Origin of the sequence: Sphingomonas sp. SORGH_AS_0950 (assembly GCF_030818415.1) — a bacterium.
GTDB lineage: Bacteria > Pseudomonadota > Alphaproteobacteria > Sphingomonadales > Sphingomonadaceae > Sphingomonas.
In genome coordinates, this window is the sequence record NZ_JAUTAE010000001.1 from 3,820,586 (window position 1) to 3,845,224 (window position 24,639).

The following is a 24,639-nucleotide window of genomic DNA, read 5'->3' on the forward strand; positions in this document are numbered from 1 at the left end:
CTTCGCGCTATCCGCCATCGGGAAAGGGTATCCAGCGGGCGGCGCAATCCCCCGCCGCAGCCTGGGCGGGGGGCAGGGCGGGGCCCGGCGGTGGCGGAGAGACGCCGCCCGGCCCGGCGGCGATCCGTGCATTCTCGACCTGCCATGTCGCGCCGGGTGCGAAGCGGACGCCGTCCATCGTCACCTCCAGCGGATGGCCCGCATCATGCCCGCGCAGCACCAGCGTACCGTCGGTACCGGTCACGTCGTGCAGCGTGATGTCGCGGTAGAGCGGGATCGCAAACCCCTGTGCCGAGGCATCATAGCGCGTGTCGAAATCGATCGGCCGCCGGTTGCCGCGCAGGCATATCCCGTCATAGCGGACCCGCGCGACCAACCCGCCCCGGCTGGCGTCGCTCTTGATCCGCAGCCCCGAGGTCGTGCCGTCGAGCGTCAGATGGCGGACGAGGATATCGCTGACCCCGGCCTGCGTCTCGCTGCCGATCGACATGCCGTGCCCTGCATAGAAATGGCTGTCGAGGACCGAGACATGCCGGGTCGGGCCCTTGCCCGCCTTGATCGCGACATTGTCGTCGCCGGTCCGGATGAAGGCGTGTGCGATGGTGATGTCCTGCGACGCGCCGGGATCGATGCCGTCGGTGTTGCGCGCATCGGCGGGCGTGTCGATGCGCACGCCCCAGAAGGTCGCCCCCTGCACGTCGTTCAGCACGACATGGAAATTGGGCGCGTTGCGCAGGGTGACGCGGTAGAAGACGAGATCGCGGGCATGGTCGGCCTCGATCAGCCGGGGATTGTTCTGCTGGCCGCCCTCGCGTTGCGCGCGGCGGGCGAGTTGCCACCAGCTTTCGGCATGGCCGGTCATCGGGGTGCCGCCCGCACCGTCGATCGCGCCGTCCCCGACGATCCCGCCGCCGCGCGTCCCGTCGAAGCGGATGAAGGCCGTGCAGCCATTGCCCTTTGCGGCGATCGTGCCGCACACGCCCTGGCCGCGATCATAGACGCGCGGATCGGACAGGGCGGTCAGGACGACGCCGCGATCAAGCCACAGCGTGACACCCGATGTCATGCGCAGCGGACCGCTGAAGAAGCGTCCGCCTTCGGGACCGGGCACCAGCCGGACCGCCGCTCCGCGGTCGCAATGGTCGATGGCGGCCTGGATGCGCCGCGTCGCGTCCTGGCCCGCGCCCTCGGGCGACAGGGTGGCGCAGATCCGTTGGGGCAAAGCGGGCTCGGTCACCGTCCGGCGATCCTGCGCCCGGGCGGTCGCCGCGATCAGGCCGAGCGCGAGGAGGGGGGCGAAGCGTAAGCAGGGAAAGCGGGCAGCCATGCGGCCGTTCCTGCCATGGTCGGGATCGACCCCGCCTTACCGCCGGAGGACAGTTGGTTCATCCGCCATGCCGTCCGCGTCAGGCACGCAGGCGATAAAGCCCCGATCCATGCGGCGGCAGGGTCTGCGCGAAGCGGCCGCTGGCCCGGCCGAGCGATCGTCCGCTCCACAGGTCGGTCACGCCGACCCCGCCCGGCAGGCCCAGATAGGACAGGGCCAGGCCCACCTCCCTGGGCTTGTCGGTGGTGTTGAACAGCGCGAGATAGCGGTCGCGCGGCGCGCCCTCGGGCGTGGCGGACCAGATGCGCGCGCCGTCCTCGACGAAATGCGGCCGGTTGTCGGTCGAGGCCTGGTTGACCGCCAGCACCGCGCGGTTGGTCAGCAGCGCCAGCGTCGGCGCGTCCAGATGGCGCAGGTCGCCGCCCATGATCAGTGGCGAGCGCGCGATCGACCACAGCGTCATCAGCGTCCGCTGCTCGTCGGGGGTGAACTTGGTGTCGCGCTTGCCCAAGGCGAGGCGGCCGAGCGGCAGCATGTCGGCATCGGGCCAGCCGCCCGACCCGCAATAGGGCGTCCAATTCTCCAGCCGGGTGAACTGCGCCTCCAGCATCGGCCATTCGTCCCAGAAATCGTCCGAGATGCGCCACATCTGCGCATGGCGGCGGACGTGCGGGCCCCGGATCACCGGCGTCTCGCCGGGCGACAGGCTGAGGATGATCGGGCGGCCGCTATTGCCGATCGCCTTGTGCGCCGCCTCGATCTCGGGGGCATGGGCGTCATAGGGGCGGCTCATATCGTCCATCTTGACGAAATCGACGCCCCAGGAGGCATAGAGCGCGAACACGCTGTCATAATAGGCCTGCGCGCCGGGCCGGGTCATGTCGACGCCGTACATGTCGGGATTCCAGGCGCAGATGCTGGTCGTGTCGGCGATGTCGGCGGCGCGGTAGCGGGTGCCGAGGATCGGCAGGTTGCGCTTCACCGCCAGCCGGGGAATGCCGCGCATCAGGTGGATGCCGAACCGCATCCCCATGGCGTGCACGTCCGCCGCCAGCTTCGTGAAGCCCGATCCGTCGGCGCTGGAGGGAAAGCGGTTGGGCGCGGGGATCAGGCGGCCATGACCGTCCATCGCGGGCACCGGTGCGGCGCTATATTCATAGCTGGAGGCGTTGGGCTCATACCATTGGATGTCGACGGTGAAGATATCATAGCCGAAGGGCAGCAGCCGGTCGCGCATGATCGCGGCGGTCTCGCGCGCCTGCGCCTCGGTGATGGTGGTGGCGAAGCTGTTCCAGCTGTTCCAGCCCATGGGCGGGCGCGGGGCGAGCGGCCCTGCGGGCGCGGCGGCGCGGGCGGTCCCGCTGGCCAGCATCGCCGTGCCCGTCCATGCCGCCCCGGCCAGCGCCTGTCGCCGGTTGATCCCGCTTTCGTCCATCCTCACCACTCCCGGCCTGTTATTCCGTCGTTATCCCGGCAGGTTAGGGAGCATCCCCGGAGGCGGCAACCCGGTCGATATCCGCGCCCCAGGGATCGCGACCGACCATGACCGTTCCGGCGGGCGTGAAATCCGCCAGCGTGTCGGCGGCACGGCCATAGCGGTCCCAGCGGGGCAGGCCCGCGCCATTGGGGTCGCCGGTCTTCACGAAATTGATGAGATAGCCGCTCATCGCCCGGCCCATCGCCCGGTCGCGCGGGGTTGTGGCCGCGCCGTATTTGATCGCCTGATTGTCGAAGAAGAAGGGGATGTCGGTCGCATGCTGCGCGCCCGGCTGGCCGACCGACGAGGCGACGTAGGAAAAGCGATATTCCCAGACCGGCACGCGCTTGTCGGCCAGCATTCCCGCCACCGCGCGTGCGCCGCCGACCATATAGCCGGTCTTGCCGCCGATATCGGCATCGGTCGCGCCGACCACCATCGGCACCCGCGCGAAGCGGTCGGCCCGATAGGCCGCGTGCGGATCGACGATCACCTTGCCGTCGACAAAGGGGCCGGAAAAGGTCGGCTCGCCGCCGGAGGGGTTGAAGAGCTGCGCCAGGTTCAGCCCGTCGGTCACCTGCTCGGCGGACAACGCGCGCAGCCGGGACAGCGCATCGGGGGCGGCGGGGTCGATCCCCTTGGTGCGCGCGAACGCCGCGCCGATCCGCTCGACGGCGGCGAGCGTCCTGCGCGGATCGCTGCGTGCATCGCCGCCCGACATGACGAAGGCCCGGGCGAACAGTCCTTGCGCCTCGGGTGAGGTGACGAGCTGGTGCACCGACATGCCGCCCGCGCTCTCGCCGACGATGGTGACCCTGGCCGGATCTCCGCCGAACGCCGCGATGTTGCGCCGGACCCAGCGCAGCGCGGCGATCTGGTCCATCGTGCCGTAATTGCCCAGCCGCCCGCCATCGGCATTCTCGGCGGTCAGCTGCGGCAGCGCGAAGGTGCCGAACCGCCCGACCCGGTAGTTGAAGCTGACGACCATCACCCCCTGGCGCGCCAGGTTCGCCCCCGCATAGGTCGGCGGCGATGCCCCGCCATTGACGAAGCCGCCGCCATAGATCCAGACCAGCACCGGCAGCTTGCCTCCGTTCCCGGCGGGCTTCCAGACATTGGCGTAGAGGCAATCCTCCGACGGCCGGGTGCCGAGCGGCGCGGCGTCGCTGGGAAAGGGTTGCTGCATGCAGTCGGCGGCATAGGCGGTGGCGTCGCGCACGCCCTCCCAGCGCGCGGCCGGTTGCGGCGCGCGCCAGCGGAGGGGGCCGACCGGCGGCGCGGCAAAGGGAATGCCCTTCCAGCTGGTCACACCATCCGCGACGGTGCCACGCACCTGCCCCGTCTCGATCCGGACCGTGGCGCCGTCGGACCGGGCGACGGCCGGAGCGGCCAGGGCGAGCGCCGACAGGGTCAGGACGGTCAGGGACTTCATCATCGGGCTCTCCTCCGCGCCGCTTCGGGCGTTTCGGGGGAAGGGGTACAACCCGATCATGCCGCCGCGCAATGCGGGGCGGTGAATTTATCGCTTTGTTATCAGGGCATTCAGGCGCCTTCGGAGGGGCTCGTCCCAATAATGATGGGCGGCCGCGGCGAACAGGATCGTGAACAGATAGAGCGAAACCGCGATCGCCGCGGTCGTCGCCCCGCTGGCCGGTCGGGTCGCCACCCAGTTCATATAGACGTACACGAACGGATAATGGGTGATGTAGAGCGGATAGGAGAGCCGCCCCGCCAGCCTGCACAACCGCAGCGTCGCAGGGCCGCCCGCCGAATGTCGGCCCGCCACGATGATGGCGGGAAACAGGATCAGCACGCACCCGGCCTGGTACAGTCCATTCAACGCGATGCCGTGCCACGTCCCCAGCACCGGCGCGGCGAACAGCGCGAGCAGGATCGCGCTCAACAGCGGGAAACCCAGCGTGAGGCCCGGCAGCCGGTCGCCCAGCCGATAGAGCAGCAATCCCACCAGAAACGGATAGGCCAGCCGGACCGGCGCGCCCCAGAAATTGGCCAGCCCCCAGCCGGTATCGTAAGACCCCAGCGACAGCGCGGTGACCAGCGAGGCGATCGCCGCCAGCCCGGTCAGCGCGATCAGCGCGCGCATCCGCAGCCGACGCAGAACCAGCGCATAGGCGAGATTGCCGATATATTCCTGAAACAGGGTCCAGGCCGGGGCATTGAGCGGATGGCTGTCCCCCAGCCGGTTGGGCAGCGGCGGCGAGGGCAGGGCGAGCATCGCCGCGACGAAGGCCAGAGCCACCAACGCGGCCGAGGCATCCTGCCGCCCATCGGCAAAGGGATCGCCCAGATAACTCGCCAGCCCGAGCAGGGCGCCCAGCATGACCAGCGGATGCAGGCGAACCAGGCGCCGGACGAGAAAGTCGCGCACCGTCATCGCGCCCCATCGGTCGTCATAGGCATAGCCGATGACGAAGCCCGACAGCGCGAAGAAGAAATCGACCGCGAGATAGGCATGGGGCAGCATCAGCCGCACCGGATCGAACAGCACGGTGATGCCCTGGATATGGAAGGCGACGACCAGCAGCGCCGCCGTGCCGCGCAGGCCATCGAGCGTCTCGAAATGCGGCTTGCCCGTGCCGGTCCGGTCGAGCCGGGCGCTCATCGTCCGATCGGCCGGGCGGGATTGCCCGCCACCGTCGCGCCTTGGGCGACGTCACGAGTGACGACGCTGCCCGCGCCGATGATCGCATCGTCGCCGATGGTCACGCCGGGCAGGATCAGCGCGCCGCCGCCGATCCAGACATTGGCACCGATCCGGATCGGCCGCCCCCATTCCAGTCCCTGCGCGCGCTGCGCGGGGTCGCGCGGGTGGTCGGCGGTCAGGATCTGGACGCCGGGCCCGACCTGCGTCCCCGCGCCGATCTCCACCGTCACGACGTCCAGGATGATGCAGTCGAAGTTCAGGAAGACCCCGTCGCCCAGCGCGATGTTATAGCCATAGTCGCAGTGGAAGGGCGGTCGTACGACGACGTTGTGCCCGACCTTGCCCAGCCCCTCGACCAGCAGCGCATGACGCCCGGTCGCATCGGCGGCGAGCGACGCGTTGTAGCGCACCATCCACGCCGCCGCCGCCGCCCGGTCGGCGGCCAGTTCGGGATCGTCGGCGGTATAGGGCTCGCCCGCCAGCATCCGGTCCTTCTGGCGCATCGATCAGCTCAGATCGTGCAGGTCTTTGCCCAGCGGGGCGGTGATGCGCAGGTCGGAAAAACGGACGCTCAACCCGCTGCGCTCCGGGGTGCAGGCCATCGGCCCGACCTGATAGGCGGTGGCGACCGGGAAGGGGGCCAGCCGGACGAGCGGCCATGTCCGGCCGTCCGCCGACACCTGCAACCGCAAGACGCCCCTGGCGACCGTCGCGCGCATCCAGAAGTCGGCGGCATCGCCCGTATAGGGGCCGGTCGCCCAGTCGGAGCGGCCATCGGTCAGCACGCTGCTCAGCATCGCGCGGCCATCGGACAGCTCGATCCCCGCCTTGACCCAGCGGCGTTCGTCGACGCGCACCATGATGCCCGCCTGATCGTAGAGCTTGTCGTAACGGCCCCGGATGCGCAGCTGCGCGGTAAAGGCGTCGGGGGCGGTGAAGCCCAGGAAATGGCCGCTGTCGCGCGTGAAGCCATAATGCGTCTCGCGCCAGAAATCGGTGCCCTGATCGGTGACCAGGGTCAGGTCGCCCGCCGCATCGACGCTCCATTGCCGGGGCTCGTTCAGCCAGCGGCCGTCGCGGCGGCCCAGCACCGGCCTGCCCGCGCCCTGCGCCGCCGCCGCGCCGCCGATACCCGGCACCGTCAGCGCCATCGCACCCCCCATGACCGACCGGCGCGACATTCGCCTTTCCTGCATGACATCCATCCTTTCCGAGCAGCGGATCGACGGCGATGTGTACATTTGTACACATGCAATGCAAGCGGTTTGCGGACGGCGGGGCGGGCGGGGTTCACCGCACCGGGCTCACCGGGCCGGGTGGTGCCCGCTCATCTCCGCCCCCGCATCGGCGGCGAAGCGGCGGTTCCAGATCACGGCGGAGGCCGAGATGGCGGCCACCACCAGGAACGCCGCCGAAAACACGGTCAGCGTCGGCTGCGCCTTGCCCTCGACCAGCGTCCCCAGCTCCAGCACCGTCGCCGCCGTGCAGATGCCCAGCGACAGGGTCAGCTGCTGGAAGGTCGCATAGAAGCTGGTCGCCGCGCTCATCCGTTCCTTCTCGACATCGGCATAGGCGATCGCGTTGAAGCCGGTGAACTGGAACGAGGTGAAGAAGCCCGACAGCGCGAGCACGCCGATCATCGCGGCGGTCGGCCAGTCGGGGCGGAACAGCGCGCAGGTCGCATAGCCCGCGCTGCTGACCAGCCCCGACACGATCAGGCTGCGGCGAAAGCCCCAGCGGCGCAGCACGCGCGGCGCGAGCGCCTTCATCGCCAGCGCGCCGACCGCGCCCGCCATGGTGATGGTGCCCGTCTTCGCGGCGGTCAGCCCGAAGCCCAGCTGGAACATCAGCGGCAACAGGAAGGGCTGCGCGCCCTGCGTGATCCGGGTCAGCGATCCGCCGATCACCGACAGGCGGAAGGTCGGCACGCGCATCAGCGTCAGGTCGAGGATCGGGTCGCTGACCCGCCGGGCATGGCGGATATAGGCGACGGCCAGCACCGCACCGACGGCCAGCAGCGCCAGCGCGGCCGAGCCCGTCCCCGGTCGGCTCGCCAGCTCGAACCCGAACAACAGGCAGCCGAGCGCGATCCCCGAAAGGAGGAAGCCCGACACGTCGAACCGCGCCCGCGCATCGCCGGGCACGTCGGGCACCAGCAGGATCGCACCGATCATGCCCAGCACGCCGATCGGGATGTTGAGATAGAAGATCCAGCGCCAGTCGAGCCAGGTCACGATGAACCCGCCCAGCGGCGGCCCCAGGATCGGCCCGATCAGCGCGGGCATGACCAGCCAGGACAGCGCCTGGACCATATCCTCCTTGGCGACGCTGCGCAGCAGGACGAGGCGGCCGACCGGTACCATCATCGCCCCGCCGATCCCCTGCAGGAACCGCGCCGCGACCAGGATGGGCAAGGTCCCCGCCTGCGCGCACAGCACCGAGCCGAGAAGGAAGATGCCGATCGCCGAGCAGAAGACGGTCCGCGACCCGAAACGGTCGGCCAGCGTTCCGCTGGCGGGAATGAACAGCGCCAGCGCCAGCAGATAGGCGGTCAGCGCGAAGCTGAGGCTGGTGGCCGACGTGCCCAGATCGCGCGCCATGGTGGGCAGCGCGACGGTCAGGACGGTGCCGTCCAGCTGCTGCATGAACAGGGCCGATGCGACGACCAGCGCGATGACCCGATATCCGCGTTCCGGGGGGCGGGCGTCCGGGGTGAGGGTGGGGGTGGGGGTGGGGGTGGGGGTGGGGGTGGGGCGCGAACCGCTGGTTACCGCCTCGACCGCCGGGGCCAGTCCGTCGCCCACATCCGCACTCATCGAAGCCAAATTACGCCGCCGCCATCGCATGCCGTCCCGTCACCTCATCGTCCGCCATTGCCGAGTCTCGATCCCTTTACACGCAAATGCCGCAAAACGATCGATTTTGGGTCATGATGGCTGACGAATTGGGGCGGCAGAGAGTTCCCAATAACGCGCGCGCTATCCGCGCGGCGACGGTCCGGGATGCGCCTGCGCCCAGTCGAGCGCCTGTTGCAGCGTGGCGACCCAGACGTCGCGGCGATGCGCCTTCAGCCAGGCGACGAAGGCGCGGTGCTGCGCCTCGGTGACCGCCAGGTGATCGCCGCCGACGCCGTGGAACAACAGCACCGCCATGCCGCCGCCCGCCTCGGCCTGTTCGACGAAGGCGATCATCTTCGCGGCATCGTCGCCCTCGCCGAAACCACGTGCGGGGATGTGCATCGGCTCGATCCGTGCGACGTCCGCCGCCAGCTCCGCCGGGCTGGCGCTGACCCCGCGCGCATAGGTGACGAGGCCGGCGGCGCGCAGCGGCTCGAGATAATCGACCCCGCCTGCTCGCGTCTCGCCACAGGGTGTCGCAAAGCCGTGGCGCATCCTGCCGTCGAGCGCGGTCAGCAGGACATTCTGCTGCGCGATCTCCCGGATCATGCTCGCCGGGGTATAGGCTTCGGTGGTGTAGCGTGGGTCGGCGGGAAAGGCGGCGGCGCGGCAGGGGTGGAAGATGGTGTGATTGCCCAGCTCATGCCCTTCATGCGCCACGGCGCGCCAACGGCCGACATCCTGCGCGCGGACATTGGCGAGGAAGAAGGTGCCCTTCAGCCCGGCGGCGTCGAGCGCGGGCACTGCATGGTCGAGCTGCGAGGGCAGCGCATCGTCATAGGTCAGCACCACGGCCGCCTTCGCACCATTGGGCCAGCGGGTGGCGGCCTGGGCGGGGATGGCGGCCGCCGCGACGGCGAGCAGCGTCAGGAGGCGGCGCATCAGCGGCGCGTCCATATATCGGGTCGGGCATCGATGGCCCGTTCGATCGCGGCGGCGATCCTGCGATCGTCATCGGTGTCGGGATGGGCGTCGCAGCCGGTAAAGCCCAGCCCGTCGACGGGGACAAAGGCGATGCGCCGTTCCCCGCCCGCGCGCAGCCGGTCGACGACCTTGCCGACCTCGCGCTTGATCTCGCCATCGGCCAGATCGGTCGCCCACAGGACGAAGAAGGCGCGGGGATAGTGGCGGCGCAGACGGCCGACGAAATCGACATAGCGCCGCTCGTAATCGGCGTGCAGCGCATCGCGGTCGGCCCAGCGCTCGCCGGGCTTCAGCGGCGTCGAGAAGTCGTTGGTGCCCAGCGCGATGACCACGACCTGCGGGTTCCAGCCGGGCGTCGTCGCCGGGGTGCGGCCGTCGAACAGGGCATAGGGATAGGCGTCCGGCAAGGTCGGCGCGGCGAAGCCGCCATAGTTGCGTACGATCCCGCGACCGGAAATGGCGTTGACCTGATAATCCGCGTCGTAATGGCGCGCGGCGATACCGGGCAGGCCCAGCGTCGTGTCGGTCGTCCGCCAGATCGCATCCTGGCTGCACTGACGGGTGGGGGAGGTGTTGCCATAGCCGACCGTGTGCGAATCGCCGATGAACTCGATCTGCCGGGCGCGCGGCGCGGGCGCGGGCAGCGGGGTCGTGCCGGTGGGGGCGAACAGCCCGCGCAGCACCGTCCATCCGGCCTGGCTCTCGCTGGCGACATCGACGCGGATGCGGTGCGGCCCCGCGCCCCGTGCGGCGATGCGATAGAGGCCGGGGGCGGGGCGGACCAGCGGCATGGGCGCGCCGCCATCGACGCGGATGCGCAGCGACACGGCGCCGGGGCCGACCCCCAGATCGACCGATGGCCCCCGGAACGCGCCCTCGATATAGGTGCCCGGCCATTGCCGCCGATAGCCGTCGGTCGCGACCACGCGCCCGCCGATATGAAGCGGCAGCGGTCGCCCCGCCCGCGTCTCTGCCCCGAGCGCGCGGATGCCCTCGGCCGCGCCCGACTGGGCGGGCAGGGCGGCGGGCAGGCCCATCGTCAGCGACAGACCGGCGAGCATCAGGCGGCAGCTCCGTGTCGGGGGCAGGATATGCGGCATCGTCTCTCCTGACGGGGCCGACGTTCCGCCCCATATGTCATCGCGTGCTACCCTTGGCGTGGCGCAACGCAACGAAAATCATTTCCTTTTCCCGTCCGGGCCTGACACGGATCGAACCGTGATGAGACAGGATTCCGAAGCGAGCGCGACCGCCGACTGGATCGCCCGGGCCCCCCGCGTCGCGGAGCGGAGCGCGCCGACCACGCAGGACAGTTTCCTTGCGCTGGTCGAGGCGGCGACTCCGGTGGTGCTGCGCGGTCTGGTCGAGAGCTGGCCGGTGGTCGCGGCGGCGCGGCGGGGAACGGCGGCGCTCGCCGACTGCCTGCGCGGCTATGACGGGGCCAGGCCGCTGGGGCTGATGGCGGGCGATCCCGCGATCGGCGGGCGATTCTTCTACCGCGACGATTTCGGCGGCTTCAATTTCGAGCGCGCGCAAATCCCGCTTCCCCTGTTGCTCGAGGCGTTGCTGCGTGCCGAGGGGCAGGATGAACCGCCTGCGCTTTATGCCGGGGCCAGCACCGCGGCCGAGCATTTCCCCGGCTGGACCCGTGACCATCCGCTGCCCTTGCCGGTCGGCGATGCGCAGGCGCGGCTGTGGATCGGCAATGGCAGCCGGGTGTCGGCGCATTACGACATGGCCAGCAACATCGCCGCCGTCGCGGCCGGACGCCGCCGGGTCGTGCTGTTCCCGCCCGAACAGGCCGCCAACCTCTATGTCGGGCCGCTCGACATGACGATGGCGGGGCAGCCGACCAGCATGGTCGACCTCGAACGCCCCGACCTGACCCGCTTTCCCCGTTTCGCCGCCGCGCAAGCCGCCGCCCAGGTCGCCGAACTGGGGCCGGGCGACGCCATCTATATTCCCGCCATGTGGTGGCACGAGATTCGCGCCGACGGGCCGCTGAACCTGCTGGTCAATTATTGGTGGACGCGCGGTACGTCGGATGCGCCCTTCGCCGCGCTGGTCCATGCCATATTGGCGGTGCGCGACCGACCGGCGGCGGAGCGGGCGGCGATGCGCGAATGGTTCGACCACTATGTCTTTGGCGAGGATGCCGCGCGGGTGGCGGATCACCTGCCCCCGGCGGTGCGCGGCATATTGGGGCCGCCCTCGCCCGAGCGGGACGAGCGGATTCGCGGCTATCTGTTGCGGATGCTGGGCGCCGGTCAGCCCTGACCGGCGACGATCCGCGCCAGCGCCACCGCATGCGGCGGCAGGCCCGCCACGGCGGTGGCGGTCGCCTGTCGCATCTGGCGCAACGCGGCGAGCACCCGGTCGTCGTCCAGCGCGTCGATCACGGGGTCATAGCCCTGGGGCATCACCCCCTGGCCCAGCAGCACCGCGACCCAACTGGGCGTCGCGAACAGCTCGTCCTCATAGCGGAAGATGCGCCCCTTTTCGCGGAACAGCGCAATCTTGCGGGTCAGCGTGTCGGGCAGGGCCATGGTGCGGACATGGTCCCAGAAGGGGGAATCGTCGCGCGCGGTCGCATGATAGTGAAGGATGATGAAGTCGCGGATCGAGCGGTAATTGTCGCCCATCTGCCGGTTATACTCGTCACGCTCGACCGGCGAGAGCCGCTTGTCGGGGAAGAGCGCGAACAGTTTCGAGATGCCCTGCTGGATCAGGTGGATGCTGGTCGATTCCAGCGGCTCCAGAAAGCCCCCTGCGAGGCCCAGCGCCACGACGTTGCGCTCCCACAGGCGCTGGCGGCATCCGGCGGTGAAGGACAGCCGCCGGGGCGTCGCGGTCGGCGCGGCGTCGAGCCGGGACAAGAGCAGGCGCTCCGCCGCATCGTCGTCCATGAACCGGCTGGCATAGACCACGCCATTGCCGGTCCGGTGCTGGAGCGGGATGCGCCATTGCCAGCCCGCTTCGTGCGCGGTGGCGCGGGTATAGGGGAGCAGCGGCTCGGTCCGCTCGGTCGGCACCGCGATGGCGCGGTCGCAGGGCAGCCAGTGCGACCAGTCCTCGAACGGCACGCCCAGCGTGTCGCCCAGCAACAGGCTGCGGAAGCCCGAACAGTCGACGAACAGGTCGCCCGCGATCCGGCGGCCATCCTCCAGCCGCACGCCCGCGACATCGCCGTTTTCATGCCGCTCGACCGCGACGATCCGCCCCTCGACCCGCGCGACCCCGTCCGCCTCCGCACGCCGGCGCAGAAAGGCGGCATAAAGCCCGGCATCGAAATGATAGGCATAGGCCAGCCCCGACAGCGGGGAGCGCGGATCGGGCAGGGGCTTGCCGAACGCGGCGCGCTCCATCGCGACGGTCGAGGCGGAATAGTCGCCGATCGGCCCGACGCCCGGCTGCCCCTGCATCTTCAGCCAGAGCTGATGGAAGTTCAGCCCCTGAATGTCGCGGCCATGATGGCCGAAGGGGTGGATGTATTGGCTGTCGGGACGGTGCCAGCCGGTGAATGCGATCCCCAGCTTGAAGCTGCCCTGGGTGGCGCGCAGGAACTCCGCCTCGTCGATGCCGAGCAGCGCGTTGAAGTTCAGGATCGAGGGGATGGTAGCCTCGCCGACGCCGACCGTGCCGATCGCGTCCGATTCCACCAAGGTGATCCGGCGGCGGCCATTGTCCAGATAGCGCCCGGCGGCGGCCGCCATCATCCATCCGGCGGTGCCGCCGCCGACGATCACGACATGTTCGATGGGGGAAGGGGTCATGATCCGCGCTTTCCGGCGGCGGCGCGCCACTGTCCAGCCCTGTCGAGCACGGCCCGGCGTGCGACCTCGCGCGGAATGCCCATCGCGATGGGATCGGACCGCTCGGGGCGCAGGCCCTGGCCGATCAGCATCGCGATCCAGGCATCGCGCTCGACCGAGTCCTCGTCCGCCGGGGGCAGGGTGCCGCGCCGTTCGAACTGGGAGATTATGGTGGCCAGCGACGGGGGCATGGCGGGGGGCGTCGTGGTGGCGATGTAATGCGCGGCGAGGAAGTCGCGCATCCGGTCGGCGCGCTGGTTCGCGCGGCGATTATATTCGGCCGACAGCAGGGGCATGTCGGGGCCGGTCGGCAGCAATTCCAGCGCCAGCGCGATCTGCGCCAGCGCCAGCGTGAAGCCGGTCAGGCACAGCGGCCCCGGCTGCACCGCCGCTTCGCCCAGCGCCAGGACGTTGCCACGCATCGGAGACGACAGGCGGCCGGGGGCAAAGGCGATCGCGCCCGGTGCCGCGCCCCGGCTGGCCCTTACCGCCGCGCCGGGCCATGTGGCGGTCCAGCCGTCCGCCACGGCGCGGTAGCTGTCGATGGGGGAGGCCGCGGCGGACGGCTCCAGCCGAAGGTGATGACAGGGCAGGCTGCCGCCCCAGCCCTCGAACCCCTGGGAGGTGGCGACCAGCCGCGCCGGGCCGGTCGCGTCGATGACCAGATCGGCCTCGATCCGACCGCCATCAGAGAGTTGCAGCGCCGTCACGCCGCCGGTGTCGGTCGTCGCTGCGGCGAGCGGGGCACTTGCTAGGCCAACCCCCGTCTGCCGGGCGAGCGAGGCCAGCCCGTCGCGCAGCCGCCGCGCATCCAGATGGAGCCCAGGCTCGACATCGCGGGGAACCAGGCCCGCCTCGGCGGCGACGCAGGCGGGGTGGAGCGCGTGGAACGGCATCGGCGCCCCGGCCCGGAGCCAGAGCTGGTGCAGCGGTGCACCGGCAAGCGGCGGGGCGGGCTCGTCCGCGACCATCCACGCCGTCCCGTCCGCGCTCCAGTCGAGGAAGCGCGTGGCGAGGCGCGGCGTCGCCACGCCGTGCGCCAGCAGCATGTCGGGCGGGCAATGCAGCCGCGCGAGCATCGCATGGGCGGACGGCAGCGCGAGCGGCCAGCGATCCGCCAGCGCGGCGTCGGGCACGGGCGCGGGGATCAGCGTGACCCGGGTGCCCGGCATGGCCTGCGCAAAGGCGAGCGCGGCGGCGAAGGCGACCGGCCCGCCGCCCGCGACCGCGACATGGGCGGGAAGGGTGCGGCGGTTCATGCGCGTGCTCCCGCCGCGATGGCCGCCAATGCGGCGTCATGGGTGGGCATCCGCGCCACCCGATCGGCGATCGCGCGCGACAGCCCGGACAAGGCGCGGTCGAGCCCGGCGCCTTCGGGCCGATCGGCGCGCGGGTCCCAGCCATGCGGTACGACGCCCTGGCCCAGATAGACCGCGACCCAGCTCGGCTCGAGGAACAGGCCGTGGCGATAATGCGCGACCTGCGCGGTGGCGCGCCACAACTCCATCTTCTCGGCCAGCGTATCGGGCACCGTCATGGTGCGGACATGGTTCCAGAAGGGGGAGTCGTCGCGGGTCGTGGCATGATAATGCAGGATCAGGAAATCGCGAATCCGGTCATATTCGGCATCGATCGCGGCGTTGAACCCGTCGCGGTCGCCATCGGTGACATGCGCGTCCGGGAAATGCTCGACCAGCGCGGTGATCGCGGCCTGGACCAGATAGATGCTGGTCGACTCCAGCGGTTCGAGAAAGCCCGAGGCGAGCCCGACCGCCACGACATTGCCGACGAAGCTGCGCCGCCGCCGCCCCGCGCGGAATTTCAGGAAGCGCGGCTCGGCGAGCGCGGGGCCGTCCAACCCGGCCAGCAGCAGTTCGGCCGCCCGTTCATCGTCGCAGAATGCGCTGGCATAGACATGGCCGTTGCCGACCCGGTGGCGCAGCGGGATGCGCCAGCGCCAGCCTGCAAGGGTCGCGGTGGCCCGGGTGAAGGGCTCGGTCGGGGCGTCGGGGCTGGCGCTCGGCACCGCCACCGCACGGTCGCAGGGCAGCCAGTGCGACCAGTCCTCCCAGGGTTCGGCCAGTTCCTGCCCCAGCAACAGGCTGCGAAACCCCGAGCAGTCAATGAACAGATCGCCCTCGATCCGCGTGCCGTCGGCCAGCGTCACGGCCCGGACCGCGCCGTCGCCCGCATCGCGCTCGACCGCTACGACGCGCCCCTCGGTCCGCCGCGCGCCGCGCGCCTCGGCCCAGCGGCGGAGAAAGGGCGCGAAGCGGGTCGCGTCGAACTGATAGGCATAGCCGAAGCTGGTGGTGGGATCGTCGGGGTCGGTGCCCGGCCGCTCGAACCGGCGGGCCTCGGCGGCTGCGACCCCGGCCGAATAGGCGCCGATCGGCGGCACCGGCGCGCCTTCGGCTTGGCGACGCAGCCAGTAATGGTGAAAGCCGATATCGGCGAGCGGACGGCCATAGGTGCCGAAGGGGTGGATATAGCGGTCGCCGATCCGGCCGAAATCGCGGAACTCGATCCCCAGCTTGTAGGTGGCATCGGTCGCCGCCATGAATTCGGCTTCGTCGATGCCCAGCCGTTCGAGATAGGCGCGCAGATGCGGCAGGGTCGCCTCGCCGACGCCGACGATGCCGATCTCCTCGGACTCGACCAGGTGGACGGTGCACGCCGCGGGCAACAGGCCGACCAGTCCCGCCGCGGTCATCCAGCCTGCCGTGCCGCCGCCGATCACGATGATGCGCACCCGGTCGTCCGCCGATGGATCGCCGCTCACTAGACCCTCTCCCGATCATGCCCGCAGGGATCCTGTGGAGTGTCACCTGGCAGCAACAGTTCGATGCAATTCCTCAATAATTAAATCAAGTTTAGATATTTCCCTTGAGTCCGGATCGGCACCGATTTAGCCGCATGATAACCGCTATCACGCGGCACGAAAAAACGGGGGCGCTTCCATGACGAAGCGCATCGGAGAGGATCGGGAAGGTACATGCACACCATGCGAATCTTGGCTGACGGCGTCAGCCGCAAGCGGCTGGCGGCCACGGTTTCGGTCGTAGCCCTTTGTGCGGCCGTGCAATTGGTCCCCGCGACCGCGTCGGCCCAGACGACGCCCGCACCCGCTTCCCGCGATGACGAGTCCGTGCCGCAGACCAGTGTCGGCGCCGGTACGGCCGGGCAGGCCAGCGTGCCCGCCGGTGCCAATGCGGGCAAGAAGCCGCTGTCGAACAGCGCGTCGATCGCCAACCAGACCGCGCCCGACCAGTCCAATGTGACCGCTACCGACGTCGCGACGCCCGCCGCCGAGGGCAATCAGGGTGACATCGTTGTCACGGGCCTGCGCCAGTCGCTCGCCAATGCCCAGTCGATTAAGCGCAACGCCGACACGGTCGTGGATGCGATCACCGCCGAGGACATTGGCGCGCTCCCGGACCGTTCGGTCAACGAGGCGCTGCAGCGCGTCCCCGGCGTCGCCATCACCCGCTTCGCCGCCGCCAACGATACCGCCCACTTCTCGGTCGAGGGTTCGGGCGTCACCATCCGTGGCCTCAGCTATGTGCGCGGCGAGTTCAACGGCCGCGACAGCTTCGGCGTGTCGGGCGGTCGTGAGATCGGCTTCAACGACGTGCCGACCGAACTGGTCGGCTCGGTCGACGTGTACAAGAACCTGACCGCCGACCTGATCGAAGGCGGCATCTCGGGCACGGTCAACATCAACACCCGCAAGCCCTTCGACACCAAGGAGACGCTGGTCTATCTGTCGGGCAGCGTGAACTATGGCGACTTCTCGAAGCGCAGCGCGCCCGCCGTCGTCGGCCTGTTCTCCAAGCAGTGGCAGCTGGGCAATGGCGGCCGCTTCGGCATCCTCGCCAGCGGCAGCTACAACCAGCAATATAGCCGGTCGGACTCGGTCTTCTATTCGGCGTTCATCCCGCGCTACAATGACGACACCAACGGCAATGGCCAGCAGGACGCGGGCGAGGGCCGCACGATCAATGCAGGCACGCCCTATGCGTCGACCGCCTATGACCATTATCCGGTGCCGTCGGGCCGCAACGTCGTCTACGTGCCGCTGGGCGCGGGCTCGCGCATGCAGCAGTTCGACCGCACCCGCATCGGCTATGCCGGTTCGGCGCAATATGAGAATGGCCGCGGCAACCTGCTGATCACCGCGCAGTTCCTGCGCGCCGAGTCCAAGCAGACCTGGCTGGACCGCACGGTCGAGCCGAACGTCTATTATGCCGATGCCAACCAGATCTTCCCGCAGGGCTATAACCCCAATGCGCCGATCGCGGGGCAGAGCTTTACCCAGCCGACCTATGACGCCAACGGCCTGTTCACCTCGGGCACGCTGATCCGCAACGGCGGCGGCCAGTACACCACGCTCGCCAACCGCTATTTCAAGACGGACGGCGCGACGCAGGACCAGTCGGTCAACGTCAAGTGGGACCCGACCGAGCGGCTGCACCTGAACTTCGACGGGCAATATGTCTTCTCGAAGGGCCGCGATTCGGACGACACGGTCGAACTGGCGACCTTTTCGGGCGTGCGGATCGACGGCAGCAACGGTGCGCCGCTGATCAACGTGATCCCGCCCAACGGCCAGTCCGCCGCCGCCTATTTCGGCGACCCGACGAAGATCTTCATCCGCGACGCGATGAACAACCGCACGCACAGCGACGGCGACGAGTGGGCGTTCAAGGCCGATGCGCAATATGACGTGTCCGAGGACTCGTTCCTGCGCAAGGTGCGGGTCGGCGGCCGCTATTCGGACCGCAACCAGACGGTGAAGACCAACGACTATAACAACTGGGGCGCGGTGTCCGACACCTGGACCTCCAGCACCGCGACGCTCGACAAATATTCGAGCGCGGTGACCGGTCTGAACTTCACCGATTTCTATCGTGGTCAGGTGGTGACCCCGCCGACGACCTATGGCCTGCGCGATGCGCTGCTGACCGATCACGACGCGCTGACCGCGCTGCTGCGCGAGGCGACCAAGGCGTCGGGCGGCGGCTATGTCCCGCTGGAGGATCGCGGCTCCGACCTCGTCGACGGCTATTTCCGGCCGAACGAAGTCTACAAGATGCGCGAGCGGACCTATGCGGCCTATGCGCGCGTCGATTTCGGGATCGACAATATCGGCGGCGGCGAGACCAGCCTGTCGGGCAATATCGGCCTGCGCTACGTCCATACGCGGGATGAATCGACCGGCGGCATCACCTTCCCGCAGATCGGCACGACGATCGGCACGTTCCCGACCGTCGCGGCCTATTGCGCCTCGCCCAACGACACCAACACGGTGCGCCCGATCTGTACGCTGACCAGCGCGCAGCAGGCGGCGGTCGTCGCCTTCTCGAACGGCGCATCGACCACCGACGTGGCCAAGCAGAGCTTCGACAAGTGGCTGCCCAGCCTGAACCTGAAGTACCAAGTGACGCCGACCCTGCTGTTCCGTCTGGCGGCGTCCAAGGCGATCTCGCGCCCCGGCTTCACCGATCTGCGCAACTTCGTCGGCCTCAGCCCGTCGGGCAGCAACACGACCGGGTCCTATGGCTTCCAGTCGAGCGCGCGGAACCCCTATCTGCGTCCGGTCGACGCCAAGCAGGTCGACCTGACCGCCGAATGGTATTTCGCCAAGGTCGGCTCGCTGACGGGTGCGGTGTTCTACAAGGAATTGTCGAACATCATCCTCGACAATTACGGGTTCGTCCGCGACTTCACCAACAACGGCCAGACCTACGCCGTGTCGGTGAACGGCCCCGCCAATGCACCGGGCACGGCGCATATCAAGGGCGCGGAAATCTCGTACCAGCAGACCTACGACTTCCTGCCGGGCATCCTGCGCGGCCTGGGGACGCAGGCGACGTTCACCTATGTCGATCCGGGCAAGATCCCCAATGCGACGCCGAACAACGGGCCTGCCGACGGCAACCGTCCGCCGGTCGACGTTGCGGGGCTGTACAGCACGCTGCCGCTGGCCCAGCTGTCGAAGTACAACTTCAACGTGTCGGCCTTCTATGACTATGCGGGCATCTATGCGCGCATCGCCTATAGCTGGCGGTCGAAGTATCTGCTGACCAACCGCGACTGCTGCTTCCCGTTCCTGCCGGTCTATTCGCTGGCGGCGGGCCAGGCGGACGCCTCGCTGTTCTACACGGTCAACAAGCAGTTCAAGATCGGTCTGCAGGTCCAGAACCTGCTCGACGCGACGACGCGCACGACCTTCGTGCTGAACAGCTCGGGCCTGGAAGCGCCGCGTTCGTACTTCAAGAGCGATCGCCAGTTCCAGCTGAGCGTCCGCCTGACCTACTGATCGGTCGGCACGATCGCATGAAAAAGGGCCGCGGTGGCGACACCGCGGCCCTTGTTTTTTCCCGAGCCGATCAGCGGGCGATGGGCTTGGGCGCTGGTCTGGCCAGCGCGGTGCGGATCGCGGCCTCGGCGACCGGGGCCATCACGGCATAGCCCGCCTCATTGGGGTGGACGCCGTCATAGGTCAGGCTGGCGCGGGTCGCCTGGCCGTCGTGCAGCGCCGACCAGTAATCGGCATAGGTCGCCCCCGTGCGCGCCGCATAGCCCTTCATCCAGTCGTTGAGCACCGCGATCCGCGACGCGGTGTCGAGGCCCGGCCGCCAGGGGAAATGATCGGCGGGCGGGATGGAGGCCAGGATGACGCGGATGCCATGCGCACGCGCCAGCTCGGCCATGGACATGATGTTCGCCTCGGTCTGTTCGGGCGTCATCGGGCCGGTATTGCCCGCAATGTCGTTGGTGCCCGCCATGATCTGGACGACCTTGGGCTTCAGGTCGATCACGTCCTGGCGGAAGCGGAGCAGCATCTGGGTCGTCGTCTGGCCGCCGATGCCGCGCCCGATCCGGCCCGGCGTGAAGAAGCCCGGCATCTTGTCGAACCAGCCTTGCGTGATGGAATCGCCCATGAAGACGATCGTCACCGGCCCGGTCACGCGGGCATTGGCCTGTTGGTAGCGTCCCAGCCAGCCGAAATCATTGTGCAGCCGGATTTCGCCCTCGTCGGGCTTGGCGGCGGGCGGCGGCGTCTGCTGCGCGGAGGCTCCGGCACCGAGCAGCAGCAGAAGGGCAGTGGCGTAGCGCATCAACGTCTCCAGCAAGCATCAGGCGGTCGCAAGGCACGGCGCCGCCTTTGTTTTTCGTGCCCTCGGTCATATCCGACGAAACCGTTGCGAAGCGTAGAGCGGTAAAAAGAAAATTTGAAATATGTTTTGTTGACAGCGCTGTCATGAAGCCGGAACGTCGCATGAAAATCGACAGGAGAGGATGTACGATGCCGTTTTCCCGCACGCTGGCCCTGATGGTGGCCGCAACCGCGCTCAGCAGCGGCGTTTCCGCCCAGACAGCCGGGCAACAGGCCGCCAGCCCCGCCGAGGCCTCGGCGGTCGCGCATCCCGATCTCTGGCCCCGACTGCCCCTGAAGCGGCAGCGCGACCCGAAGGTCGAGGCGCGGGTCGAGCAGATCCTGTCCAAGATGAGCGTCGAGGACAAAGTCGGCCAGCTGATCCAGGTCGACATCGCCTCGATCACGCCCAAGGACCTTGAGACGTACAAGCTCGGCTCGATCCTGAACGGCGGCAATTCGGCGCCCAATAATGACGAGTTCGCGCCCGCGCCCGAATGGCTGAAGCTGTTCGACGCCTTTTACGACGCCTCGGCGAAGCGCAGCGATGGCCGTCCGCAGGTGCCGCTGATCTGGGGCACCGACGCGGTGCACGGCGCGAACAATATCGTCGGCGCGACGCTGTTCCCGCACAATATCGGCCTCGGCGCGGCGCGCGATCCCGAGCTGATCCGCAAGATCGGCGCGGCGACGGCGGCGGAGACGGCGGCGACCGGCATCGACTGGAGCTTCGCGCCGACCGTGGCGGTGGTGCAGGACGACCGCTGGGGCCGCACCTATGAAAGCTATTCGGAGGACCCGGCGATCGTCGAATCCTATGCCGGAAAGATGGTCGAGGGCATTCAGGGCAGCGTCGGCGGCGACTTCATGAAGCCGGGCCATGTCATCTCGTCGATCAAGCATTTCCTGGGCGATGGCGGCACCGGCGGTCGCGACCAGGGCGATACGCGCGTGTCCGAGGAAGTGCTGCGCGACGTGCACGCCGCCGGTTATCGCAGCGGCCTGGTCGCGGGCGCGCTGACCGTGATGCCCAGCTTCTCCAGCTGGAACGGCACCAAGATGACCGGCAACAAGAGCCTGTTGACCGGCGTGCTGAAGGACAAGCTCGGCTTTGACGGCTTCACCATCGGTGACTGGAACGCCCATGGCCAGGTGCCCGGCTGCAACAACGAGGATTGCCCGGCGGCGATCAATGCCGGGCTCGACATGTTCATGTATTCGGGCGCGGGCTGGAAGCAGCTTTACGCCAATACGCTGCGCGAGGCGAAGGACGGCACGATCCCGGCCGCGCGGCTGGACGATGCGGTGCGCCGCATCCTGCGCGTGAAGATATTGGCGGGCAGCTTCGAGGCGGGGCGTCCGTCCTCGCGGCCTGTGTCGGGCAAGTTCGACCTGATCGGATCGCCCGAGCACCGCGCCATCGCGCGTCAGGCGGTGCGCGAGTCGATGGTCCTCCTGAAGAACAATGGCAGCCTGTTGCCGCTCAAGCCCGGCGCCAATATCCTGGTCGCGGGGCGCGGCGCGGACAATATCGGGCAGCAGGCGGGCGGCTGGTCGATCACCTGGCAGGGCACCGGCGTCACCAACGCCAACTTCCCCAACGGCCAGTCGATCTGGGCGGGCATCGACGAGGCGGTCCGCGCGGGCGGCGGCAAGGCGGTGCTGGCGGTCGACGGCGCCTATAGCGCCAAGCCCGATGCCGCGATCGTGGTGTTCGGCGAAACCCCCTATGCCGAGTTTACCGGCGACCGCCCGACACTGGAATACAGCCCCGAGGACAAGAGCGACCTGGCGCTGCTCAAGAAGCTGAAGGCCGCCGGTATCCCGGTCGTCGCGGTGTTCCTGTCGGGGCGCCCGCTCTGGGTGAACCCGGAGATGAACGCGGCGGACGCCTTTGTCGCGGCGTTCCTGCCGGGCACCGAGGGCGGCGGCGTGGCGGACGTGCTGATCGCCGGGCGCGATGGCAAGCCGCGCCACGACTTCCATGGCAAGCTCAGCTTTTCCTGGCCCAAGCGGCTCGACCAATATGTGCTGAACAAGCGGGACGCGAATTACGACCCGCTCTTCCCGATCGGCTATGGCCTGACCTATGCGCAGGGCGCGACCGTGCCGGTGCTGAGCGAGGCGCGTCCGGCGGTGGCGGCGGGGGACCAGAATGCGCTGTTCGTGCGCGGCCGGGTGGTCGCGGGGGCGCGGCTGGACGTGGCGGGCGCGGTGCAGCAGAGCCGCGTCGACCGCGCCGCGCAGGAGGACAGCCTGCGCTTCACCTTCGCGGGCACCGGCCCGGCGAGCGCCGCGATCGAGGAAGCCAAGCCGATCGACATCACCCGCGAGTCCAACGGCCAGTTGAGCCTGTTGGTCGATTACCGCGTGACCCAGGCCCCTACCGCCGAGGTCCTGCTCGGCATGGAAGGCGGCAAGCCCGCCACCGTGCCGATCACCGGGCTGCTGAAGGGGACGCTCGGCGAATGGCGCCAACTGGCGGTGCCGCTGCGCTGTTTCGCGGATGGCGGCGTGACCATGGCCTCGGTGACGAAGCCATGGACGATCGTGACGACCGGCGAGCTGGGCCTCGACATCTCGTCGATCCGCATCGCCAGCGCGCCGCCGGGCCCGGTCAGCTGCGGGATGCGCTGATCGGCTATCCTCTCCGTAAGGGAGGCGCTGCGAAAACACCTGACCATCCCGGCGCAGGCCGGGATCCAGTTGGGCAAGCGCTGGTAGGTTGTTGCCATCGCCCCGTAACTGGACCCCGGCCGTCGCCGAGGTGACGGGTGGGGGAGGGTTTCGGCCACTCAAAATACCGCAAGCAATTTGCATTATTCTTCGTTATGCCAATGGAATCAGGTCGATCGACCTGCACCATGACGACGGCAAAGCCGCGTCGGGAAACGATATGAGGGGGAGGATGCGGGCATGACCATGGATATCGATCGTCGCGGCTTTCTGGGGTCGGCGGCCTTGCTGGCGGGATGCGCCGGCGTCGCGGGGCGGGCCGATGCGGCCGGAGCGGCCCGCAACGAGTTCGTCCGTCGCAAGGGCACCCGCCTGATGATCGGCGACGCAGCCTATCGCTTCGTCGGGGCCAATATGTGGTATGCCGCCTATCTGGGCGCCGATGCTCCTTATGGCGACCGCGCTCGGCTGCGGCGTGAGCTGGACGCGCTGGCGGCGATGGGCGTGACCAATATCCGCATCCTCGCCTCGGCCGAGGAAGGCCCCTTGCGCGACTCGATCAAGCCGGGTTTCCGCACCGCCACCACGACCAACCGGACCTTGCTCGCCGGGCTCGACTATGCGCTGGCGGAGATGGCCAAGCGCAACATGCGCGCGGTCCTGTACCTGACCAATTTCTGGGAATGGTCGGGGGGCATGATGACCTATCTGTCCTATGTGAACGGCGGCCAGTTCCTGAACGCCAACGACCCGGCGCATCCCTGGCCCGCCTTCGCCAATTTCAACGCGCAATTCTATGGCAATGCGCGCGCCAAGGAGATGTACCGCGACTGGATCCGCACCATCGTGTCGCGCACCAACAGCGTCACCGCGAAGCTTTATGCGGCCGACCCGACGATCATGGCGTGGCAGCTGTCCAACGAGCCGCGCCCGGCGGGCGACCTGGCCCATGCCGATCTCGACCAATTCCATGGCTGGGTCCGCGACAGCGCGACGCTGATCAAGTCGCTCGATCCCAACCATCTGGTGTGCACCGGATCGGAGGGGCTGAAGGGCACGCTGGAGAAGCCCGACATCCTGCTGGCCGAACATGGCATCGACGCGATCGATTATTTGACCGCGCATATCTGGCCCAACAATTGGGACTGGGTGAAACAGGCCGATCTGGCGAACACCTACAAGCGCGGCGAGACGCTGACCCAGGACTATATCGCCCGCCATGTCGGCTATGCCCACCAGCTGGACAAGCCGCTCATCATCGAGGAGTTCGGCTATCCGCGCGACGGCGGCAGCAACGATCCGAAGGTAGCGACGACCTATAAGGACCGTTTCTACCGGCTGATCTATGCCGCCGCGCTGCGCGACATGGCGGCGGGCGGGCCGATCGCGGGCACCAATTTCTGGGCCTGGAACGGCGAGGCGCGCGCGCAGCATCCCGACTATCGGTTCCGCGACGGCGACGGCCAATATATGGGCGATCCGCCGCACGAGCCGCAGGGCTGGTACGGCATCTTCACCGGCGACACGACGGTCCGCATCGTCGCGGACCATGCCGCGGCCGTCGCCCGTCTCCCCAAGACCCGATAAGCGCAAGGACAGGCCGCCATGCTCCGTCGTTTCGCCCGCCCGCTCGCCGCCGCGCTGCTGCTCCAGATGGCCGTTCCCGCCACGGCGCAGGAGGTGCTGGACACCGACCCCA

At 68.8% G+C, this 24,639-nt stretch carries 17 protein-coding genes; 4 read left to right on the forward strand and 13 right to left on the reverse strand.

The window, feature by feature from the left end:
* Window positions 1-7: 7 nt before the first annotated feature.
* From QE385_RS17400 to QE385_RS17440, 9 genes are all read right to left on the reverse strand, one after another.
* Window positions 8-1,327 carry a glycoside hydrolase family 28 protein gene (locus tag QE385_RS17400; RefSeq protein ID WP_307104000.1) on the reverse strand — a complete coding sequence of 440 codons (1,320 nt, stop codon included), beginning with the start codon at window positions 1,325-1,327 and terminating at the stop codon, window positions 8-10.
* A gap of 79 nt (window positions 1,328-1,406) precedes the next feature.
* Window positions 1,407-2,762, reverse strand: a complete 1,356-nt coding sequence (locus tag QE385_RS17405; protein WP_373424731.1) for a glycoside hydrolase family 27 protein — start codon at window positions 2,760-2,762, stop codon at window positions 1,407-1,409.
* A 43-nt stretch (window positions 2,763-2,805) separates the two neighbouring features.
* A complete protein-coding gene (locus QE385_RS17410; protein ID WP_307104802.1) occupies window positions 2,806-4,236 on the reverse strand; it encodes a carboxylesterase/lipase family protein in 1,431 nt (476 codons plus the stop codon).
* Between the two features lie 87 nt (window positions 4,237-4,323).
* A complete protein-coding gene (locus QE385_RS17415; RefSeq protein WP_307104002.1) occupies window positions 4,324-5,427 on the reverse strand; it encodes an acyltransferase in 1,104 nt (367 codons plus the stop codon).
* A complete protein-coding gene (locus QE385_RS17420) occupies window positions 5,424-5,972 on the reverse strand; it encodes a sugar O-acetyltransferase (RefSeq protein WP_307104004.1) in 549 nt (182 codons plus the stop codon). Before QE385_RS17420 ends, QE385_RS17415 begins: the two co-directional genes overlap by 4 nt.
* A 3-nt stretch (window positions 5,973-5,975) precedes the next feature.
* Window positions 5,976-6,650, reverse strand: a complete 675-nt coding sequence (locus tag QE385_RS17425) for a DUF1349 domain-containing protein (RefSeq protein ID WP_307104006.1) — start codon at window positions 6,648-6,650, stop codon at window positions 5,976-5,978.
* A 123-nt stretch (window positions 6,651-6,773) separates the two neighbouring features.
* On the reverse strand, window positions 6,774-8,285 hold the full coding sequence (locus QE385_RS17430) for a DHA2 family efflux MFS transporter permease subunit (protein WP_307104804.1): 1,512 nt from the start codon (window positions 8,283-8,285) through the stop codon (window positions 6,774-6,776).
* 162 nt (window positions 8,286-8,447) lie between these two features.
* Window positions 8,448-9,248 (reverse strand): polysaccharide deacetylase family protein, encoded by an 801-nt coding sequence (locus tag QE385_RS17435; RefSeq protein WP_307104009.1) that lies wholly within the window; start codon window positions 9,246-9,248, stop codon window positions 8,448-8,450.
* On the reverse strand, window positions 9,248-10,390 hold the full coding sequence (locus QE385_RS17440) for an SGNH/GDSL hydrolase family protein (RefSeq protein WP_307104010.1): 1,143 nt from the start codon (window positions 10,388-10,390) through the stop codon (window positions 9,248-9,250). Before QE385_RS17440 ends, QE385_RS17435 begins: the two co-directional genes overlap by 1 nt.
* Before the next feature lie 121 nt (window positions 10,391-10,511).
* Here QE385_RS17440 and QE385_RS17445 point away from each other — a divergent pair, with 121 nt between their 5' ends.
* Window positions 10,512-11,567, forward strand: coding sequence for a cupin-like domain-containing protein (locus QE385_RS17445; protein WP_307104012.1), 1,056 nt, complete (start codon window positions 10,512-10,514; stop codon window positions 11,565-11,567).
* Here QE385_RS17445 and QE385_RS17450 read toward each other — a convergent pair.
* From QE385_RS17450 to QE385_RS17460, 3 genes are read right to left on the reverse strand one after another with little or no spacing between them, the layout of a single operon-like run.
* Window positions 11,558-13,063, reverse strand: coding sequence for a tryptophan halogenase family protein (locus QE385_RS17450; protein ID WP_307104014.1), 1,506 nt, complete (start codon window positions 13,061-13,063; stop codon window positions 11,558-11,560). The genes QE385_RS17445 and QE385_RS17450 overlap by 10 nt on opposite strands.
* Window positions 13,060-14,361, reverse strand: a complete 1,302-nt coding sequence (locus QE385_RS17455; protein ID WP_307104016.1) for a tryptophan 7-halogenase — start codon at window positions 14,359-14,361, stop codon at window positions 13,060-13,062. Before QE385_RS17455 ends, QE385_RS17450 begins: the two co-directional genes overlap by 4 nt.
* Window positions 14,358-15,884: a tryptophan halogenase family protein gene (locus tag QE385_RS17460; RefSeq protein WP_307104018.1), complete on the reverse strand. Its 1,527-nt coding sequence runs from the start codon at window positions 15,882-15,884 to the stop codon at window positions 14,358-14,360. Before QE385_RS17460 ends, QE385_RS17455 begins: the two co-directional genes overlap by 4 nt.
* Window positions 15,885-16,106: 222 nt before the next feature.
* Between QE385_RS17460 and QE385_RS17465 the strand changes: the two genes are divergently transcribed.
* Window positions 16,107-19,424 (forward strand): TonB-dependent receptor, encoded by a 3,318-nt coding sequence (locus tag QE385_RS17465; RefSeq protein ID WP_307104020.1) that lies wholly within the window; start codon window positions 16,107-16,109, stop codon window positions 19,422-19,424.
* A gap of 70 nt (window positions 19,425-19,494) precedes the next feature.
* On the opposite strand, the gene QE385_RS17470 is transcribed toward QE385_RS17465, so the two are convergent.
* On the reverse strand, window positions 19,495-20,226 hold the full coding sequence (locus QE385_RS17470; protein ID WP_307104022.1) for a GDSL-type esterase/lipase family protein: 732 nt from the start codon (window positions 20,224-20,226) through the stop codon (window positions 19,495-19,497).
* A 188-nt stretch (window positions 20,227-20,414) separates the two neighbouring features.
* Between QE385_RS17470 and QE385_RS17475 the strand changes: the two genes are divergently transcribed.
* Both QE385_RS17475 and QE385_RS17480 read left to right on the forward strand, forming a co-directional pair.
* Window positions 20,415-22,901: a glycoside hydrolase family 3 protein gene (locus QE385_RS17475; protein ID WP_307104024.1), complete on the forward strand. Its 2,487-nt coding sequence runs from the start codon at window positions 20,415-20,417 to the stop codon at window positions 22,899-22,901.
* A 279-nt stretch (window positions 22,902-23,180) separates the two neighbouring features.
* Window positions 23,181-24,527, forward strand: coding sequence for a cellulase family glycosylhydrolase (locus tag QE385_RS17480; RefSeq protein ID WP_307104026.1), 1,347 nt, complete (start codon window positions 23,181-23,183; stop codon window positions 24,525-24,527).
* The last annotated feature ends 112 nt before the right edge of the window (window positions 24,528-24,639 follow it).

Coding starts and splice junctions, on each gene's coding strand:
- QE385_RS17400 (WP_307104000.1), bottom strand. CDS start 1,327: ATGGCTGCCCGCTTTCCCTGCTTACGCTTCGCCCCCCTCCTCGCGCTC.
- QE385_RS17405 (WP_373424731.1), bottom strand. CDS start 2,762: ATGGACGAAAGCGGGATCAACCGGCGACAGGCGCTGGCCGGGGCGGCA.
- QE385_RS17410 (WP_307104802.1), bottom strand. CDS start 4,236: ATGAAGTCCCTGACCGTCCTGACCCTGTCGGCGCTCGCCCTGGCCGCT.
- QE385_RS17415 (WP_307104002.1), bottom strand. CDS start 5,427: ATGAGCGCCCGGCTCGACCGGACCGGCACGGGCAAGCCGCATTTCGAG.
- QE385_RS17420 (WP_307104004.1), bottom strand. CDS start 5,972: ATGCGCCAGAAGGACCGGATGCTGGCGGGCGAGCCCTATACCGCCGAC.
- QE385_RS17425 (WP_307104006.1), bottom strand. CDS start 6,650: ATGTCGCGCCGGTCGGTCATGGGGGGTGCGATGGCGCTGACGGTGCCG.
- QE385_RS17430 (WP_307104804.1), bottom strand. CDS start 8,285: ATGAGTGCGGATGTGGGCGACGGACTGGCCCCGGCGGTCGAGGCGGTA.
- QE385_RS17435 (WP_307104009.1), bottom strand. CDS start 9,248: ATGCGCCGCCTCCTGACGCTGCTCGCCGTCGCGGCGGCCGCCATCCCC.
- QE385_RS17440 (WP_307104010.1), bottom strand. CDS start 10,390: ATGCCGCATATCCTGCCCCCGACACGGAGCTGCCGCCTGATGCTCGCC.
- QE385_RS17445 (WP_307104012.1), top strand. CDS start 10,512: ATGAGACAGGATTCCGAAGCGAGCGCGACCGCCGACTGGATCGCCCGG.
- QE385_RS17450 (WP_307104014.1), bottom strand. CDS start 13,063: ATGACCCCTTCCCCCATCGAACATGTCGTGATCGTCGGCGGCGGCACC.
- QE385_RS17455 (WP_307104016.1), bottom strand. CDS start 14,361: ATGAACCGCCGCACCCTTCCCGCCCATGTCGCGGTCGCGGGCGGCGGG.
- QE385_RS17465 (WP_307104020.1), top strand. CDS start 16,107: ATGCGAATCTTGGCTGACGGCGTCAGCCGCAAGCGGCTGGCGGCCACG.
- QE385_RS17470 (WP_307104022.1), bottom strand. CDS start 20,226: ATGCGCTACGCCACTGCCCTTCTGCTGCTGCTCGGTGCCGGAGCCTCC.
- QE385_RS17475 (WP_307104024.1), top strand. CDS start 20,415: ATGCCGTTTTCCCGCACGCTGGCCCTGATGGTGGCCGCAACCGCGCTC.
- QE385_RS17480 (WP_307104026.1), top strand. CDS start 23,181: ATGACCATGGATATCGATCGTCGCGGCTTTCTGGGGTCGGCGGCCTTG.